Origin of the sequence: Staphylococcus sp. MI 10-1553, from assembly GCF_010365305.1 — a bacterium.
Lineage (GTDB): Bacteria > Bacillota > Bacilli > Staphylococcales > Staphylococcaceae > Staphylococcus.
In genome coordinates this window covers 1,549,595-1,567,236 of sequence record NZ_CP048279.1, presented here as the reverse complement: position 1 = coordinate 1,567,236, position 17,642 = coordinate 1,549,595, and the positions used below count along the sequence as shown (strand labels likewise).

Genomic DNA, 17,642 nt, shown 5'->3' with positions numbered 1-17,642 from the left:
TATTTGTACTTAATTACATGATACCTTAAAATGTAGTCATATGTAGTGAAAAACAATTGAGTGTTTAGGAGTTTAATATGAAAAAGAGAATTTGCGCGAGTATGGGTGTTGCATTTTTATTGTCAGCCTGTGGAAGTCAAAACCTGTTACCTTTAGAAGAGAAAAGTACGGACTTAAGTGACAAAAACCATGAAATCAAATTAGAAAATCAGCAACTTGAAAATGAAAACGCGAAAAAACAAAAACAAGTGGACGCTTTGAAAAAAGACTCCGAGAATACAAAACAAGCGAAGTCTAATCAGAAAAAAGCAGATTATCTTGAATTTTCATCACAATATTATGCCTCTGTAACGGATGCGATTAATGCTTACCAACAAATTGATTCGAAAGTATTAGAAAACAAAAAAGATGATAAAGTGTTGGATCAATTAGATCAAATTATTGAGGATCATGAAAGTGCGATGGAAAGTTACCATGATGCCACTGATGATGAAACGATTGTTAAAAAAGATAAATCAATCAAAGCACAGGACAAAGAAATTAAAAAACTACAAAAAGAAATCAACAGTGCGTTAACAAAGATTCAAAAAGGTTATAAAGCGAAAGATAAAACAGAAATTCAAAAAGGACGTCAGAGCTTATCGAACATCAATGTCAAAACTACAAATGCAGAACAAGATAAAGAGGAGTAATTGAAATGACAACTTTCCAAAAAATTATATTCGGTGCGATACTCATCGTCGCATTGATCGGATTAATTTTTAATTTAGATGTAGTACTTTTTAGTATTTTTAGATCAATCATTACAGTAGCCATTATTGTCGGCATCATCTATTTAGTCTATTTCTTTTTCTTTTTGACGCCAGATCAACGGGATTATAAAAAGCGTGTTTGGAAAAACAAATTCAAAGGACGTCGATAAGAGGGTGTTTGAGAACATGCTTTCATCGCTTAAATAGAAAAAGTTCAAGTCAATATTTAAAGGCTGGGTGCAAATGAGTGCGTTTCCCAGCCTTTCATTTTACCAGTCAGTAAGTTTGATGGTTATTTTCGATATAAAAATGCTTCTGAACAATATTTTTCTTCTAACGCTTTCACTTCTTCAAGTTGGGCTGTTGTTAATTCTAACGGTTTAAATTCAATATCGAGTGCTTTTTTGAAACCTTCTTTAAACGCAACTTCCATTTGTTCTAACGTTACTGTTTCATCCGATAAATCGTTAATGGCCACTGCTTTTTCGACAAAGGCTTCTTTCATTTTTGCTTTCAATCTATCATTTTTGAAAATAAACATGTCGAACAAGTCATCAATATCCACATCTTGAAGAATTGAACCATGTTGTAAGATAACGCCCTTTTGTCTCGTTTGAGCACTTCCTGCAATTTTCTTACCTTCTACAACAAGCTCATACCAACTCGGTGCATCAAAACAAACCGAACTTCTCGGTTGTTTCAGTTTCTCTCGCTCTTCTTTGGATCGTGGTACCGCGAAATGTGCATCAAAGCCTAATGATTTAAAGCCTTCTAGTAAACCTCCTGAAATTACACGATACGCTTCAGTGACTGTTTGAGGCATATCTGGATGCACTTCTGGTACAATCACACTATAAGTTAATTCTTTATCATGTAAAACACCACGGCCCCCTGTTTGGCGTCTCACTAAACCGTAGCCCTTTTCTTTAACCTTTTCGATATCAATTTCTTTGGAGAGTCGTTGGAAATAGCCAATCGATAACGTCGGTGGGTTCCAAGTATAAAATCGAACGACCGGATCAATCTCTCCTCTTGATACAAAATTTAATAAAGCCTCATCTAATGCCATATTGTAGTATGGATCATGGCTTCCTGTATTAATAAAATGCCAAGTTTCTGTCATTTGCTTTAAAGCCTCCCTATGAAATCTCATCGGGCATATGTTATGTTTCAAAAAATATAAAATTGCCAACATATGTCACACATAAAAATTTTGATAAATTAGTCTATCAGTCTTATAATAATAATATCGGTATTTTAGGGAGGATGCAAGATGAGTAACATGACATTAATCGTTTTAATTGTGTTAGCATTGGTCATCATTTGGATGGTAACGAACTTTATCATTAATAAAAGATCAGTAACAGAATTAAACCAAGAAGAATTTCAAGAAGGTATTAGAAAAGCACAAGTGATCGATCTTAGAGAAAAGGCAGACTATGATTATGGTCATATTATTGGTGCACGAAATATCCCTATGACAATGTTTCGTCAACGACACCAAGGATTAAGAAAAGATCAACCCATCTATCTAGTTGATGCAAATGGTATCGCGAGTTATCGAGCTGCACGTACACTTAAGAAAAAAGGTTATACGAACTTGTATATGTTAAAAGGCGGCTACAAAAAATGGACGGGTAAAATTAAGTCTAAAAAATAGTGAAAAGAGCTAGTGGATCCAGTGGAAATGTGGATCCACTAGCTCTTTTTTTATCTGTTTGATTAAATTAGAATAGTGATGTGTTGCCTTTCTATCTCATTTATAAATCTTTGACAAACCCATGGATAAATCGAAAAGATAAAAGGAGACAATACTTCCCTTTTAAAGCAATGGTGACCTTTCTGTCGTGTTTTTCAGCCACGGAACAAATGTTCGACGCTCCTACTTTTAGCATTTTTCACTTAATCATACTAAAAATAACATGCGTAAATAAAAACAGAGACTGAGACGTCAAATTTTCTCAGCCTCTATCTTCTTATGGTTTTATTATCCATCAATGAGGATAATAAAACAAAATGAAGATGCATTGGACACAAAAATGGGTGCTATTGTTTTTTTAGTTCAGAAACTTGTCCTAAGTTACTTTATTTGATGAAAGATTGCCCAGAAGGCTGAGACTCCTGAGGGATGAATGCGTAAACAAATTCCATAACCATACTTTAATAGTGATAACTGTTTATCGCAGTAGCTGTCTGACTTCTCAATACTCAAGCTTTCAAGAAGTCTAGTCAGCCTTGCGGGGTCAGTACTACGAAATCTTTGTGACACATGAGATTTCTGTACTGCTCCCAAAATCCACTAACGCATCAACAAATGTAACAGTTTAATCAAGCGTTAGTTGAAGGGCCAACCCCTAGGAAACGCGAAGCTATAATGGCAATCAATAACACAAATCGCAGGGAGAGGACAAAATAAGCAAAATACTATATCAATAGCATCAAAAATTTTTGTGTCCCACTAAATGATCAGAGACATTAAGAAGCATATAAAATATATTCACTTTTCTTCTTTTAAGTTCTCAAATTTTAAAATTGGCTTACGTGCTGCTGTTGTTTCATCCAAACGATCGATAATTGTCGTATGCGGTGCTTCTAACACTTTGTCTGGATCTTCCTCAGCTTCTTTGGCAATTTGGATTAAGGCATCACAGAAATAGTCTAACGTTTCTTTAGATTCTGTTTCTGTTGGTTCTATCATCATACCTTCATCAACAATTAATGGGAAATAAACTGTAGGTGGATGAACACCAAAGTCTAGCAAGCGTTTAGCCATATCTAAAGTACGTACACCCAGTTTTTTCTGCTTCGTACCACTTAATACGAATTCGTGTTTACAATATTGGTCGAATGGAATAACGAATGTATCTTTTAAGCGTGCCTTCATGTAGTTTGCGTTTAATACAGCCGCTTCAGATACTTCTTTCAATCCTTCATAACCCATTGTACGGATATACGTATAAGCACGTAAGTAAATACCGAAGTTACCGTAGAATGGTTTCACGCGTCCAATTGAATATGGAATGTCATTATCATACTCAAAATGGTCGCCATTTTTCACAACGAGTGGTTTTGGTAAGTAATCACGTAACTCTTTTTTCACACCGATTGGACCTGAACCTGGGCCACCGCCACCATGAGGACCTGTAAATGTTTTGTGTAAGTTAAGATGAACCGCATCAAATCCCATGTCACCAGGACGTACTTTATCCATAATCGCATTAAGGTTTGCCCCATCATAATAAAGTAAGCCACCCGCTTCGTGTACGATATCACGGATTTCCATAATATTAGTTTCAAAAATACCTAATGTGTTCGGGTTCGTTAACATGATTGCAGCTGTTTTATCACTCACGACTTCTTTAAGATGATCGATATCTACTTCACCTTTATCATTAGATTTAACCGTCACAGCTTTAAATCCAGCAAATGCCGCAGAAGCTGGATTCGTACCATGTGCTGAGTCTGGTACAATCACTTCATCTCTTTCAGTATCACCATTTTGAAGGTGGTATGCTTTGAAAATCATAAGCGCTGTCCATTCACCATGTGCACCTGCTGCAGGTTGGAGTGAAATCTCATCCATTCCAGTAATTTCTTTTAGTTCTTCTTGCAAGCTGTAAATGATTTCTAAAGCTCCTTGAATTTGATCCTCATCTTGTAATGGATGTGCTTCAGTAAATCCTGGAATGCGAGCAACTTTCTCATTGATTTTAGGATTATATTTCATCGTACATGAACCCAATGGATAAAACCCTGAATCTACACCAAAGTTTTTATTAGAAAGTTCAGTGTAATGACGAATTAAATCAAGTTCTGATACTTCAGGAAATTCGGCTTTATTTTTACGAATGAACTTTGAATCGAGGAGTTGATTCGCAACATCATTATCAATTTCTCTTTGCGGTAAAGAATAAGCAAAGCGACCTTTTCTTGAACGTTCAAAAATTAATGGACTAGATTTACTTACCATTGATTTCACCAGCTTTCTGCACAAATGTATCGATTTCTTCTTTCGTTCTCAATTCCGTTACAGCAACGAGCATATGCTTGTTAAATGATTCATCTACTACGCTTAAGTCGAAACCACCAATAATCCCTTCATCTAAGAGTGCACGGTTTACTTCAGCAATCGGACGATTAAAGCGTACAACAAATTCATTATAAGATACGCCATCTAAAACAGTGAAGCCGCTATTTTTAAATTGCTCTTTTGCATAGTTCGCATTTTCCATGTTTTGAATAGCAACTTCTTGAATCCCTTCTTTACCTAACGCTGACATTGAAATAGAAGACGCTAATGCATTCAGTGCCTGGTTCGAACAAATATTAGATGTCGCAGTTTCACGACGAATATGTTGTTCACGGGCTTGTAACGTTAATACAAAACCACGATGACCTTCATCATCTGTCGTTTGACCTACGAGACGGCCAGGTATTTTACGCATCAATTTTTTCGTTGTTGCAAAGTAACCACAGTGAGGACCACCGAATTGTGTAGGGATACCGAATACTTGTGTATCACCCACAACGATATCTGCGCCGAATTCTCCTGGAGGCGTTAATAAACCTAATGATAAAGGATTCGCATATACGATAAAGAGTGCTTTTTTATCGACAATCATTGCTTGAATCGCTTCTAAATCTTCAATAGAGCCATAGAAGTTGGGATATTGTACTGCAACTGCTGCCGTATCATCATCAATAGCCGCTTCTAACTTTTTCAAATCTGTTACAGTGCCATCTAAATCTACTGTAACGACTTCATATTGTTCGCGAATTTTTGAATAAGTATCTAACACTTGTAAGGCTTGATAATGTAAACCTTTTGATACGACAATTTTATTTTTCTTCGTATTACCCCAAGCTAATAAACACGCTTCAGCAAAACTTGTCATACCGTCATACATTGATGAGTTCGCAACGTCCATCGCAGTTAACTCGCAGATCATTGTTTGGAATTCAAAAATCGCTTGTAATTCCCCTTGTGAAATTTCAGGTTGATATGGTGTGTATGCAGTGTAGAATTCAGATCTAGAAATCATCGCATCTACAACAGCTGGTGCATAATGATCATAAACGCCTGCACCTAAAAATGATGTATGTGTTTCTTTTGTAATATTTTTATTCGCAATACGTGTTAATCGCTTCAATAATTGTGTTTCTGGCTCTGCATCTGCAATGTTTAAATCTCTGTTTAATAACACATCTTCAGGAACATCACTGTATAGTTCTTGAATAGATTTAACACCAATCGTCTCTAACATTTCTTGCTCGTCTTTTTCAGTTAATGGAATATAACGATGACTCACTGTATTCACTCCCTATTTTTCGATTTGATTCTTTTTAACAATTTTCGCTTTCACTTGACGCTTTCTCACTTGTACAATGACTTCTTTACCCATTTCAAAAGCATCACGCTGTATGATACCCATACCGATAGCATGACCTGTAGATGGTGATTGTGTACCTGAAGTCACTTCACCAATTTCATTGCCATCTAAATCATAAATCCTGTATCCAGTTCTAGGAATGCCTTTATCAATCATACGAAGTCCTACTGTACGTCTTGGTGCACCATTTTCTTTTTGTGTTTTAAGTACAGATTTACCAATAAAATCTTCCTCTATTAATGGTTTAGCTGCAAAAGCGATGCCGCCCTCATAAGGCGTAATAGATTCAGATAAGTCTTGTCCATGAAGTGGTAATCCCGCTTCTAAACGTAATGTATCACGTGCCCCTAAACCACATGGCGTCACATCTTTTGATAAGAGTGCGTCCCATATTGCAGTAACATCTTGACTGTCACAATAGAATTCAAAGCCATCTTCACCTGTATAACCAGATTGTGAGAGGATCACATTTTTACCGAAGATTTCGACATTTTGTTTAAATTCGAACATACCCATTTCACTGACATCTTCAGAAACATTGTCTTGAATAATCTGTCTTGCATTTGGACCTTGTAATGCCAGTTGACCATATTGATCGGATACATTTGTCACTGTGGCGTCAAAGCGATTGCTATGTTGTACAATCCATTCGTAATCTTTATCGACATTGGCAGCATTAACGACTAATAAATAATGCGTTTCTCCAAGTTGATAAATAACTAAATCATCAATGACACCACCTTCTTCATTACATAAAGCAGTGTATTGTGCTTTTGATAATGTCAGTTGGCTCGTATTGTTAGAAAGTACATATTGAACAAGTTGTGCGGCTTCTGGACCTTCGATGCGAATTTCACCCATATGGCTCACATCAAATAAGCCAACGTTGTTACGTACCGCGTTGTGTTCTTCTTTAATACTTGAGAATTGAACTGGCATAGCCCAACCACCAAATTCAACAATTTTAGCCTCTGTATCAACGTAATGTTGGTAAAGTGGCGTTTTCTTTAGTTCTTCTGACATGTAGTCCCCTCCTAATGTGTAATAAAAAAACAGAGGAGTACCTTCATACTCCCCTGTTGAGATGCCTTCAGGAATGCGTCACAATATTATCCTTTTACCTGAGAGATTCGTAACCCATAATTACTTGCTCCTTCGGTGATGAGTCGTACCCATACTCTCTAATATTGATCATTCGCAGACAATTTAATTTTAATTTCATTAAGCGTTTCTGATAACGGTGTTGCAGATGAAATCTTAATGAATGCGATTTCATTATATCTTGAAATGCGCGCAGAATACAAGTGTTTTAAAGATTCGAAACTTTTTTTATTAGCATTAGGTCGATTTGTATCCCCTTTAACTCTTTCATAGAGTGCTTCAATAGGTGCATCGACCCATATTGCTTTCACTTGTGCCTCTTTAATAAATTGATACGTTGCGTCATGTGTGAGAATGCCGCCGCCTGTTGCAATGATATCATAGGATTGTATTGCTTTTTTTAAACATTCAAATTCATGCTGTCTAAAACCTTGTTCCCCTTCTTCTTCAAAAATCTGTGGGATTGATTTTTGAGTTTCAGTTTCGATATAAGCATCTAAATCAATAAATGAACATTGATAAGCTTCTGCTAATGTTTGCGCAATGGTTGTTTTACCCGCACCCATAAATCCGATGAAAATAAGAGGTGTATCCATTTTTGATTTCATATATTACTCACCTTTGTCGATAATTCGCGCTATTAGATATTCATAATCATCTGACAGCGCATCTATAGTTTGTAATTTTAGACTATAAATCAGTAAATAAAAAGAGATAAAAGTAAAATATGCAGATAAAATGATAAATAATAGTGGCAAGGTAAAGCCGTATTTATAATAAAATCTCTTTTTCATGTGTTGTAGTCCCTTCCTGGTATGTTATTTTCATTAGAATTAAATCATGCGTTAATTTTTCAAAGTGAACATCTACAACATGGTTACACATTGTAATATTTCCTCTATGACCGACAGTTTTAATGATTTTTTGATTGCGCAATTTGTAATTAATCTCTGTATTCGAATCTCTTATTTCAAGTTCTTTCTTTCTAATAATCTGGGCTTTTACATGTTCAGCGTGGAGCGTATGTGAGATATCCTTAATCATCAGTTCAATATCATATGTCCGATCTTCAAATACTGTCGTTTTTAATTGACCTAAACTGAAAATAAGCAGGGGTATGAGTAATACAATAGTCATTTGAATCAACAGTGCAACGAGACTTTCAATGAGCGTGAAGCCCTGCTTTTCGATAGCAATATTTTTGTTCTGTTTGATGATTTTGTATACACAATTGATGTGCTGTCGGAATAATTTCATAATGAGACACCGTCAACTTCTTTTCTGGAATTTGATGTTGAATAACTTCAAACAATGTACGTTTTAACGTTAAATCTTCCACCGCTTCATGATATGTTTTGACCATTTGGTGGGTCATAGGAATAAGTTGAAAGATCATGATACTAAGGAGAAACATCGCAAAGAGACTTTCTATAAAAACAAAGCCTGATGTTGCTTTTAACTTTTTTATTGTTGATAAGATATGCGGTACCTCCCTTGTTCAATGTGGAAAATGAGAGAAAAGGCACGTTGCTGATGTTCAAATCGTAATGTGCCAAATTGATTTGCTTTCCCGTCTTTGTCAAAAATGAGTGTATGAAGGTTTGAAGTCATTTTTAATTGAAGCGGTGCAAGTGGAATTGTTGTCACACGATGAGGGTTAATTGTCTCGACTTTAATATCATTTCTGTTTGGCCGAAAGAGTAACATGACAGGCGCGTGACTCTTAATGGCATACGCTTGATAGTAGTCAATCTCACTGGTCAGTTTTTTGATCTCATAATCTGTCGTATTTTGAAGTAAGTTGAATTGAGGATGCGCCATGGTTATCGAAATAAAGACCGAGATAATGGTAAGTACTAACAGCATCTCAATGAGTGTAAAACCATCATGACGCAACTGCTTCGCCATCTCTTATTGTGATATCTTCTCCTGATTTGCATGTTTTTTGACTTTCTTTAATGTAGCCTTCACGAACTAAGTCATCAATTGTATTTGGTTTATGGTTAAACTTTAAAGCATAGGCTTCAATTTGACTATCGACCATTTTTAATTGTGCGGCACAGCCTGTTTTTTGAATATGATCTGACTGTTTAGCGATATTAGGGATAATGAGAATCAATAACACACTAATAATTAACAGAACAAGTAGCATTTCAATTAATGTAAAACCTTTCTTTTGGTTGAATTTTGATTTAAGTTGTTGAATCATTATCAATCACTCCTATTCTTTAATAGCTTGCATCATTTCAAAAACGGGTAACATCATAATCAAATAGACAGATAACACTAAAATGCCAATAAATGCGAACATGATGGGTTGGATCCATTTAATATGCTGGTGAATAAATGCTTCTATATGGTCTAACAAGAAAGTGCTATATACTTCTAACTCAATATCCAATTTATCTCGTTTTTCACCTTGTTTGATATAGTTTATAAATTGAGGTTCAAAACAGTCCAATTGAAGTAATATGTGGGAAAAAGATTCACCTCGCTGAAGATGTGATTTCAATGTTTGTCCGACATATTGTAAAAATAAATTTGCCTCTTGGTTCAAATAAATCATAACAATATTATTTAATGTAATACCGTTTCTAAAAAATAATACAAATTGGTTCGTCATGTGGTAAGTCGTAAAGAGTTTATAATATCTTTTGAATATAGGAAGGTGGGTTAAAAAATGAACTTGGCGTTCGATTGGGAGATGTTTTAAACGTAATTTGGCAATATAATAAGATGCAACAATCACAAACAATATGATTAAAAAGATTGCTGGAAAGTTTTGAATGAACATCTTAACAATATATTGCAATGATGATTGATTCAATTGCATCGTTTCATACATTTGGTCAAATTGTTGCATGACCGTTTGGTTCAAAGTCACAATCAGGGCGAGAAAGATTAAAATGAGTGCGATTGGATATTGGATGGTTTTAATCAGTTGTTTTTTAAGTTTGCGGTTTTTAGTATAAAATTGATGACACAATTTTAACGTTTCGGGTAGTGAGCCGTACCGTTCAGCAAAATAAAGCTGCATCAAGATTGTTTCAGGATAACCAAACATCCGGAAAATGTCGTAACAGTTTGCACCTCCTTTTAATTTTTCGATGAGTTGATTTTCAAATGTAGGATGTCGTATATTGAGTTGTTCATATATAAACAGCATCGCTTCAGCAAAAGTAAAACCATGTAATAATAATTGATAGAGGCGTTCCATAATGAGTAAGTGCTGCACATTAAGTTGTTTTAACGTGCGTTTAAATCGTATACTTTCGTAAAATCTTTTCATCTATGACACCTTCTTTATTCAGAAGTTGAAGCTTATCAGAAAGGCTTGTGAAAGCAGTTGGTAGTTGAAAATTATTGTTCAAAAAGTAGTGAATCTCTTGTTGATCCATCGTTTCATAGACGAGCTGTCGCTGTTCATTTTTTGTTGTAATGAGTCTTTGATTGATGATGAGGTTAATAGATTGAGATAGATCTTGCTGTGAGAGTCCCATTTCAATCAGTCTCAGGAGTACCCCTTGGCAATCATTGGCGTGTATCGTCGACAATACTAAATGACCGCTTAAACTCGCTTGAATAACATCCCTTGCAATATGACTGTCACGAATCTCTCCAATTAAGATGACATCCGGATCACAACGAAGGATTGCTTTTAACGATGAACCATACGTAATATCTGCTTTTTCGTTAACTGAAATTTGTGTAATCCCGTTTACAAGCTGCTCCACGGGATCTTCTATAGTGATGATATTAAGGTTTAATTTTTGTTTAGCATAGACGACCATTTGATACATTAATGTGCTTTTTCCTGCACCTGTTGGACCACTAAACAGAATTAAACCTTGCTTTTTCTCCATATTGGATTTAATATCTAAGACACTGTGAGCTTTCGCATATTGAAAATATTGGGGTGTGATACGAATGACACAACTTTCAGTACCTAAGTTTATAGGTAACGTGGACACTCTTAAGTAAAATAACTCTTTATGTTCATAAATGTAGCGCCCACTTTGTGCTTTGTGGCGTGTTGAAATATCTAATCCGGCTTGATATTTCAACAAAGTTAACAATTTTTGATATGTTTCTAGATTTAATGTGTCATATAATACAAGTTGATCTTTGACTCTGAGTTTAACTTCGACTTGTGATTGTGAAGGGATGAAATGAATGTCTGATGCCTCATTTTGAAGTGCAAATTGTATTACATGATCTAATAGTAGTTGCATAAAAATCACCTCTTGCATACATACACGCAGGAGGTGAAGAAATTACTTGTTGCTCCACTAAAAAAGTCATTAAATTTTTGTGCTATTCTGAAACGACCGTTTTGCATATAAAAAGAGCAGAAGAAAAGTTTTCATTGACATTTTCTTCTGCTCTTTTATTTAACTTTGACCATCTAAAAACGGATTCATATATTCATCTTCAACTGTTGTAGAAGGCCCGTGACCCGGATATAATGGTAACTGTTCGTCTAAACTAAATAATTTATCTTTAATAGAGTCGACTAATGTTTCATAGTCCCCTTGATATAAATCTGTTCGACCAATCCCATTATTAAATAACGTGTCGCCTACTACGGCAAATTCATCAAACACATAAGTCAAACTGCCAGGTGAATGTCCTGGTGTATGCAATGTTTGAATGTTAAACTGACCAATTTGATGTGCACCTTCATCAAGTTCTTGAGCTTCTGCTTGGCTAGTAATAATAGGAAGACCGTAATCTGTAAATTTCGCCGAACCATTTTTTTGTGGATCCGTTAAAAATGAAAACTCTTCCGGATGCATATAAACAGGTACATCATATCGTTTGAGCACATCGTCTAATGCAGCGATATGATCAAAATGGGCATGTGTTAACAAAATAGCAATCAGTTGCTTCCCAGACTGTTTAATTTTGTCATCAATTTTATCAATTTCACCAGCTGGGTCAATCAAAATCATCTCTGTATCATTTTCCACAAAGTAAGTGTTAGTGCTAACAAATCCTAAAGTAAGATTAGAAATATTCATGTGACACCCTCATTATTTCAAATGTTTTTTGACAGAATCTAATTTATCGTTCATTTTACGTTGTTTATCACGACGGTCGTCTATACGAATGTTTGTACATACACGATCGAGCCCTTTATTGAACGGTAATTCATGAATAGCTTGGATGACTTCAAATAAATCGGCTAAGTCCCCTTCAATTAATGTATTCATTGGTGTAAGTTGATAGTCGATTTTACCTTCTTGCTTATATTCTTCTAATTTTGTTTGAATTTCTGCAATGTATTGGCTGACACTTGGTCCTTCTGTGCCAACGGGAATTACTACTACATCAACAATCGCCATTTAAATACGCTCCTTTTCAATGATATATGTTTTAATGAGCCCTGCTGCCCCCACGATACCTGCATCGTTCCCTAATTCAGCACGTACAATTTCAGTCCCTTGTTGTGATGGTGTGAAAGCAAGGTGGAAATATTCTGTTTTAATATTCTCAATTAATATGTCGCCTGCATCAGACATACCACCACCTAAAATAATGTATTTAGGGTTTGTTGTTACACTGATAATGCTGGCAAGATATGCGACGTATTGCGCGACACGTTCTGTGATGAAAATACAGAATTGATCACCTGCTTTTGCCGCATCGAATACTGCTTTAGCTGTTACTTTATGTTCTTTGATCAGCGGTAAAATTGAAGATTTGAAAGTGAGCTTCGGATAGTAGAAATGAACTAAATTCATGACACCTGTCGCAGAAGCAACTGTTTCAATACACCCTGATTTACCACAATTACATTTGAAACGTTGATCGTGGTCGACACGAAAATGTCCAAGTTCAGCACCTGAGCCGTTATGACCGTGAACAATTTCACCATTAGCGATAATACCACCGCCTAAGCCAGTCCCTAGCGTAATTGCAACGACGTCATCCGCATCTTTACCAGCACCATTATGTTTTTCACCGAGTGCGGCCACGTTTGCATCGTTGTCTACATACACTGGAAATGACACGAATTGTTGCATAATTTCTGAAACGTTAACGGGTTGTGGCCAATTTAAGTTAACGGCACCATTGACAACACCAGATTCAAATTTAACAGGACCTGGGACACCAATACCCATACCAACCACTTCATTCATATCATAGTGGTTGCGTTCCATCTCGTGCACAAACGCATCATAAATTTGTTTAAGTAATACTTCACCTGTTGGATCTGAGATATCAGTCTCTATAGACCATTTAGATAATTGTGTTAATGATTTATCGAAAATACCTAATTTACATGTCGTGCCACCAATATCTGCAGCTAAAATTAAATGTTTGCTCATTCTTTATTCATCCTTCTTTGATTAATTAATAATTTAGATTGGACAAATTCGTCTCTAGTGATTAATTCATGGCGATATAATGTTTGAATTTCTTGTTCAATCATTTCTAGCATATCACCTTTGTTATCGAAATAAATAATAAAGCCAAATTTTTTTAATAGTTGGAGTACATCATAAAACGTATTCAATTGTGTTTGCATATTAATCATCCAGTTCTTTTTTCAAATTCTGATAATCTTGATTTTTCGGGCTTGCTTTAATGGCCTTCTGGATATAAGATTTGGCTTGTTTATCGTCTCCTAATGAGCGATTCGCAATGGCCATATGATAATTTAACGTTGGAGAGTTGGGAAAATATTTAAGACCTCGCTCCCATTCAGCCATTGCTTCAGCTTTAGAATCCTGTGTAGCAATAATAATACCTGATAAGTAATAAGTCACATCATCTGCATATCCATTTTGATAAGTTTGTTTAATCATATCTTTGGCTTCGGTATATTGCCCATCATGCATTTCTTGTTGAATAATTTGATTATAAATATTCGTATCGGATGTCATAAAGATTTTAATGCAAATCAGTATCAATGTGACGATTGAAATACCGAGTAAAATATAAAAATAAAGACGTTTTTGATTGAAATAATAACCTAAATAAACGACAAGTACACCGCCAAGCAGCCCACCTAAATGTGCAACGACATTCACGTTTTGAATCAGAAGTGTTAAGCTCGCCATGACAACAACAGCTATCACCATTTGTAAGATCACTTTTTGATCAAAGCGACGACTTATTATCATGAGCGCAACTAAAGCACCCATTAAACCGAAAATCGCGCCACTCGCACCTAATGAAAAACTCGTTGTAATAAAAGCAAGAGAAATCAGGTTGCCGATAATGCCTGATAATAAATAAATCCCTAACATTTTCAAAGGACCGATAAATGCTTCAAGGAGTTTGCCGAAGATAAAGAGTGACAACATATTTAATAATAAATGTTGAAATTCAATATGTAAAAACATTGATGTAATGAGTCGGTACCATTCCCCATGAACGACATTAAAATGAGCAAGTGCACCTAAATTTATAATTTCATAATCTGTATGATGTGGTGTAAACCAAGTGACAATCATCCAAATTAAAACATTGATTGCAACGACTGCATATGTAATCGGCGTAAAACGATACATTGCTTTTTCAACGATATTTTGATTAAGGACACGTTTTTGGTACTCTTTTAATGATTTTGAGTCTTTTTGACCTAATTTTCTTTTGATGATGGGATGCGTTGTCATATTGCGAAGTGTTTTTACATTATGAATACTATGGAATTGCACTTGAAGCGGTTCATGTACGTTAAAGTTCACCGTGTTAAATGGTTTATCTGTTAACACATAGACATCATAGCGTTTAATATCATACCCTAAGAACACAGCAATTTGTTGTTGATGTTCTACAATACGATCTTTATCGAAATCGAGTTCTTGAGTAGTGAATGCCCCTTGCTTAAAAATAACAACATGTTGCCTTTTTTTATGTGCAAGCCAGACTTCATTTTTATCTTTTTCGTAATGAACGCAGTCATAGTTTAAGTATCGCATCCATAGAAAACTTGTTTGCCATAAGTGTTTTTCTTCAAACATATGTTACCTCCAGTCTTTTTATGTCTTTGCAATAATGAGTTCTGACACAGGATAGTCATGAGGTTCAATGTCCACTATTTCGTTGAGTTGTATATCATAAATGAGACTTAAATTGGTAGGCTCATATTCTGACAGATATCGATCAAAATAACCGCCACCATAACCAATCCGATATCCGTCTTTATTGAATACAACACCAGGTACAATGACTAAATCTAATTCGTTTTGCACCGGACTATCAGCTTGAATATAGCGAATCCCCTTGTCATCTGTTGCTAACTGATCAAATGTTGTGAACTGTTGGAACACCATTGCTTTCTTTTCATAATCTGTTGTAGGCACATAAACGGTTTTGCCTTCGTTTATTGCATGCCGAATAATGGGATCAGTCGTAACTTCATGTGCCATTGACAATACTAGGCCGAGTTGCTTTGCCTGTTGATATTTAGGATGTTGAATGAGTTGTTCAAATAACCAACGATCTGCTGTTTTCTTTTGTTCGGTTTGAAGCATTTTCATTTTTTGTAATGTAGTTTGGCGTAATGCCTTTTTAGTCATTTCATCTTCACTCCTCACATCTCAACCTATTATATCGTGCATTGGACGTTGTGTCATGGAAAGATCGTCTCGAATTTACGTACAGTTTTTTGAAAAATAGGTATAAAAAATGGCTAGAACACAATGTCCTAGCCCAAGATTGAAACAATTATTTTGTTTCTCGGTGTAATGTTTGTTTGTTTTCACGTGCACAGAATTTTTTCATTTCAATACGTTCAGGATTAGTACGTTTGTTTTTAGTAGTGATGTAGTTACGATCTCCACAATCTGTACATGCTAAAGTAACGTTTACGCGCATATTAACCCTCCTCATCTATCATTAAAATACGACCTTATTATCATACCATTTTAAATGAAAATTGGGAAGCGTTAATTCGTATAAGATTCATAGCGATCACCGGTAATAAAATAATACAAATGTTCAGCGATATTGACGACGTGATCACCAATGCGCTCTAGATATCGTGCAACAAGATGCGCCTGACCAGCGACAAACGGATCATTATCTATTAAGTAACTCGTATTAATAATCTGCTTATATAAATCATCAATGTCAATATCTCGTTCTATAATTTCTTTAACAAGATCTAAATCATCGTTTTTAGTAGCATCATATAAATCTTGAAGCATCAACAACGCCAAGGCGCCCATTGTTTCAAGCCGTGTTATAATATAGTGATCGGTAATCTGTGCACGTGTTCTAATTTTAGCGATATTTGCGGCATTATCCCCTATACGTTCAAATTCGGAAGCGATTTTAAGTGTTGCAATCATCATTCTTAAATCTTTCGCAATCGGTTGTTGTCGTGTAATTAGCATCACGACTTTTTCGTTAATATCATATTCCATTTGATTGATTTTTCTATCGCTTTTCACAATTTGTCGCGCATGTGTAATATCTTCATCTGATAAGACTTTTACGGATTTCTGAACCATACTGTACGTGTGCAACCCCAAAACACGTAAATCTTTTAGCAAATCATTGAGTTGACCTTCATAACGCTTTCTAATGACTGTCATATTAACCAAAACGTCCTGAAATATAATCTTCTGTTTGCTTATCAGAAGGGTTTGAGAAAATCTTATCCGTGTCATCATATTCATTCACGTAACCATTTAAGAAAAAGGCCGTTTTGTCAGAAACACGTGCCGCTTGTTGCATATTATGCGTGACAATAATAATAGAATAATCTTTCTTTAAATCTTGAATCAGTTCTTCCACTTTTAACGTCGAAATAGGGTCAAGCGCTGATGTCGGTTCGTCCATTAAAATGACATCAGGCTCAATTGCTAAACAACGCGCAATACATACACGTTGCTGTTGACCACCAGAAAGGCTATATGCATTTTGGTTCAGACGGTCTTTTAATTCATCCCAAATCGCTGCGCCTTTAAGTGATTTTTCAACAATTTCATCTAATATTTTCTTATCTTTAATGCCGTGAATACGTGGCCCGTACGTAATATTGTCGTAAATGGATTTTGGAAATGGATTCGGTTGTTGGAAAACCATCCCAACTTGTGTACGTAACTTTTCAACCGGATAACGTTTATCGAAAATATTTTGATCTCTATAGAAAATTTTGCCTGACGTTTTCACAGATGGAACGAGTTCAACCATACGATTAAGTGCTTTCACATATGTTGATTTGCCAGAACCAGATGGCCCAATAATCGCAGTGACATTCTTTTCGTAAATGTCTAAGTTAATATTTTTTAAAGAATGTTGTTCACCATACCATAAATCTAAGTTTTGCGTAGAATATACGATAGCATGATTTTGTTCTGTTTGTTGGTGTATATGACTTTGTTGCTTTTGATTAACGATTTCAGTTTCTCTTTCCAATGTTTGAATTTCAGTCATGAAT

Annotated in this window: 23 protein-coding genes and 1 riboswitch; of the genes, 3 read left to right on the top strand and 20 right to left on the bottom strand. The window is 35.5% G+C overall.

What is annotated here, in order from left to right:
• The first annotated feature begins 77 nt into the window (after positions 1–77).
• Both GZH82_RS07305 and GZH82_RS07300 read left to right on the top strand, forming a co-directional pair.
• A complete protein-coding gene (locus tag GZH82_RS07305; RefSeq protein WP_162681931.1) occupies positions 78–692 on the top strand; it encodes a hypothetical protein in 615 nt (204 codons plus the stop codon).
• Between the two features lie 5 nt (positions 693–697).
• Complete coding sequence (locus GZH82_RS07300; protein ID WP_162681930.1) at positions 698–922, top strand: SA1362 family protein; 225 nt, start codon at positions 698–700, stop codon at positions 920–922.
• A gap of 122 nt (positions 923–1,044) precedes the next feature.
• Here GZH82_RS07300 and GZH82_RS07295 read toward each other — a convergent pair whose 3' ends face one another.
• Positions 1,045–1,875, bottom strand: coding sequence for a lipoate--protein ligase family protein (locus GZH82_RS07295; RefSeq protein ID WP_162681929.1), 831 nt, complete (start codon positions 1,873–1,875; stop codon positions 1,045–1,047).
• 159 nt (positions 1,876–2,034) lie between these two features.
• On the opposite strand from GZH82_RS07295, the gene GZH82_RS07290 reads away from it, so the two are divergent.
• The gene (locus tag GZH82_RS07290; protein WP_457853118.1) at positions 2,035–2,412 is read left to right on the top strand and encodes a rhodanese-like domain-containing protein; all 378 of its coding nucleotides are present in this window, start codon (positions 2,035–2,037) and stop codon (positions 2,410–2,412) included.
• An 837-nt stretch (positions 2,413–3,249) separates the two neighbouring features.
• Here GZH82_RS07290 and gcvPB read toward each other — a convergent pair.
• The 19 genes from gcvPB to pstB form a co-directional block, all read right to left on the bottom strand.
• Complete coding sequence (gcvPB, locus tag GZH82_RS07285; RefSeq protein ID WP_162681927.1) at positions 3,250–4,722, bottom strand: aminomethyl-transferring glycine dehydrogenase subunit GcvPB; 1,473 nt, start codon at positions 4,720–4,722, stop codon at positions 3,250–3,252.
• Positions 4,712–6,061 carry an aminomethyl-transferring glycine dehydrogenase subunit GcvPA gene (gene gcvPA, locus GZH82_RS07280; RefSeq protein ID WP_162681926.1) on the bottom strand — a complete coding sequence of 450 codons (1,350 nt, stop codon included), beginning with the start codon at positions 6,059–6,061 and terminating at the stop codon, positions 4,712–4,714. Before gcvPA ends, gcvPB begins: the two co-directional genes overlap by 11 nt.
• A gap of 12 nt (positions 6,062–6,073) precedes the next feature.
• The gene (gcvT, locus tag GZH82_RS07275) at positions 6,074–7,165 is read right to left on the bottom strand and encodes a glycine cleavage system aminomethyltransferase GcvT (RefSeq protein WP_162681925.1); all 1,092 of its coding nucleotides are present in this window, start codon (positions 7,163–7,165) and stop codon (positions 6,074–6,076) included.
• A 76-nt stretch (positions 7,166–7,241) separates the two neighbouring features.
• Positions 7,242–7,337, bottom strand: a riboswitch (glycine riboswitch).
• Positions 7,324–7,851 (bottom strand): shikimate kinase, encoded by a 528-nt coding sequence (locus GZH82_RS07270; RefSeq protein WP_162681924.1) that lies wholly within the window; start codon positions 7,849–7,851, stop codon positions 7,324–7,326. (Overlaps the previous riboswitch by 14 nt.)
• A gap of 163 nt (positions 7,852–8,014) precedes the next feature.
• Positions 8,015–8,500 (bottom strand): competence type IV pilus minor pilin ComGF, encoded by a 486-nt coding sequence (locus GZH82_RS07265; protein WP_162681923.1) that lies wholly within the window; start codon positions 8,498–8,500, stop codon positions 8,015–8,017.
• Positions 8,406–8,606, bottom strand: coding sequence for a hypothetical protein (locus tag GZH82_RS14440; protein ID WP_275401855.1), 201 nt, complete (start codon positions 8,604–8,606; stop codon positions 8,406–8,408). The genes GZH82_RS07265 and GZH82_RS14440 overlap by 95 nt, the downstream gene beginning before the upstream one ends.
• A gap of 101 nt (positions 8,607–8,707) precedes the next feature.
• On the bottom strand, positions 8,708–9,151 hold the full coding sequence (comGD, locus tag GZH82_RS07255) for a competence type IV pilus minor pilin ComGD (RefSeq protein ID WP_162681922.1): 444 nt from the start codon (positions 9,149–9,151) through the stop codon (positions 8,708–8,710).
• Positions 9,129–9,452, bottom strand: a complete 324-nt coding sequence (gene comGC / locus GZH82_RS07250; protein ID WP_096541451.1) for a competence type IV pilus major pilin ComGC — start codon at positions 9,450–9,452, stop codon at positions 9,129–9,131. The genes comGD and comGC overlap by 23 nt, the downstream gene beginning before the upstream one ends.
• Positions 9,453–9,464: 12 nt before the next feature.
• On the bottom strand, positions 9,465–10,532 hold the full coding sequence (gene comGB / locus GZH82_RS07245) for a competence type IV pilus assembly protein ComGB (RefSeq protein ID WP_162681921.1): 1,068 nt from the start codon (positions 10,530–10,532) through the stop codon (positions 9,465–9,467).
• Positions 10,501–11,475, bottom strand: coding sequence for a competence type IV pilus ATPase ComGA (gene comGA, locus GZH82_RS07240; RefSeq protein WP_162681920.1), 975 nt, complete (start codon positions 11,473–11,475; stop codon positions 10,501–10,503). The genes comGB and comGA overlap by 32 nt, the downstream gene beginning before the upstream one ends.
• 159 nt (positions 11,476–11,634) lie before the next feature.
• Positions 11,635–12,264, bottom strand: coding sequence for an MBL fold metallo-hydrolase (locus tag GZH82_RS07235; RefSeq protein WP_162681919.1), 630 nt, complete (start codon positions 12,262–12,264; stop codon positions 11,635–11,637).
• Between the two features lie 12 nt (positions 12,265–12,276).
• Positions 12,277–12,588 (bottom strand): MTH1187 family thiamine-binding protein, encoded by a 312-nt coding sequence (locus GZH82_RS07230; RefSeq protein ID WP_019165228.1) that lies wholly within the window; start codon positions 12,586–12,588, stop codon positions 12,277–12,279.
• Positions 12,589–13,575: an ROK family glucokinase gene (locus GZH82_RS07225; protein WP_162681918.1), complete on the bottom strand. Its 987-nt coding sequence runs from the start codon at positions 13,573–13,575 to the stop codon at positions 12,589–12,591. It abuts the gene before it with no gap.
• Positions 13,572–13,775 (bottom strand): YqgQ family protein, encoded by a 204-nt coding sequence (locus tag GZH82_RS07220; protein ID WP_014613816.1) that lies wholly within the window; start codon positions 13,773–13,775, stop codon positions 13,572–13,574. Before GZH82_RS07220 ends, GZH82_RS07225 begins: the two co-directional genes overlap by 4 nt.
• Before the next feature lies 1 nt (position 13,776).
• The gene (locus GZH82_RS07215) at positions 13,777–15,216 is read right to left on the bottom strand and encodes a rhomboid family intramembrane serine protease (RefSeq protein ID WP_162681917.1); all 1,440 of its coding nucleotides are present in this window, start codon (positions 15,214–15,216) and stop codon (positions 13,777–13,779) included.
• Positions 15,217–15,234: 18 nt separating this feature from the next.
• Complete coding sequence (locus GZH82_RS07210; RefSeq protein ID WP_162681916.1) at positions 15,235–15,774, bottom strand: 5-formyltetrahydrofolate cyclo-ligase; 540 nt, start codon at positions 15,772–15,774, stop codon at positions 15,235–15,237.
• Between the two features lie 148 nt (positions 15,775–15,922).
• A complete protein-coding gene (gene rpmG / locus GZH82_RS07205) occupies positions 15,923–16,072 on the bottom strand; it encodes a 50S ribosomal protein L33 (protein ID WP_014613813.1) in 150 nt (49 codons plus the stop codon).
• A gap of 71 nt (positions 16,073–16,143) precedes the next feature.
• The gene (gene phoU, locus GZH82_RS07200) at positions 16,144–16,794 is read right to left on the bottom strand and encodes a phosphate signaling complex protein PhoU (protein WP_162681915.1); all 651 of its coding nucleotides are present in this window, start codon (positions 16,792–16,794) and stop codon (positions 16,144–16,146) included.
• A 1-nt stretch (position 16,795) separates the two neighbouring features.
• Complete coding sequence (gene pstB / locus GZH82_RS07195) at positions 16,796–17,638, bottom strand: phosphate ABC transporter ATP-binding protein PstB (protein ID WP_162681914.1); 843 nt, start codon at positions 17,636–17,638, stop codon at positions 16,796–16,798.
• Positions 17,639–17,642: the final 4 nt, after the last annotated feature.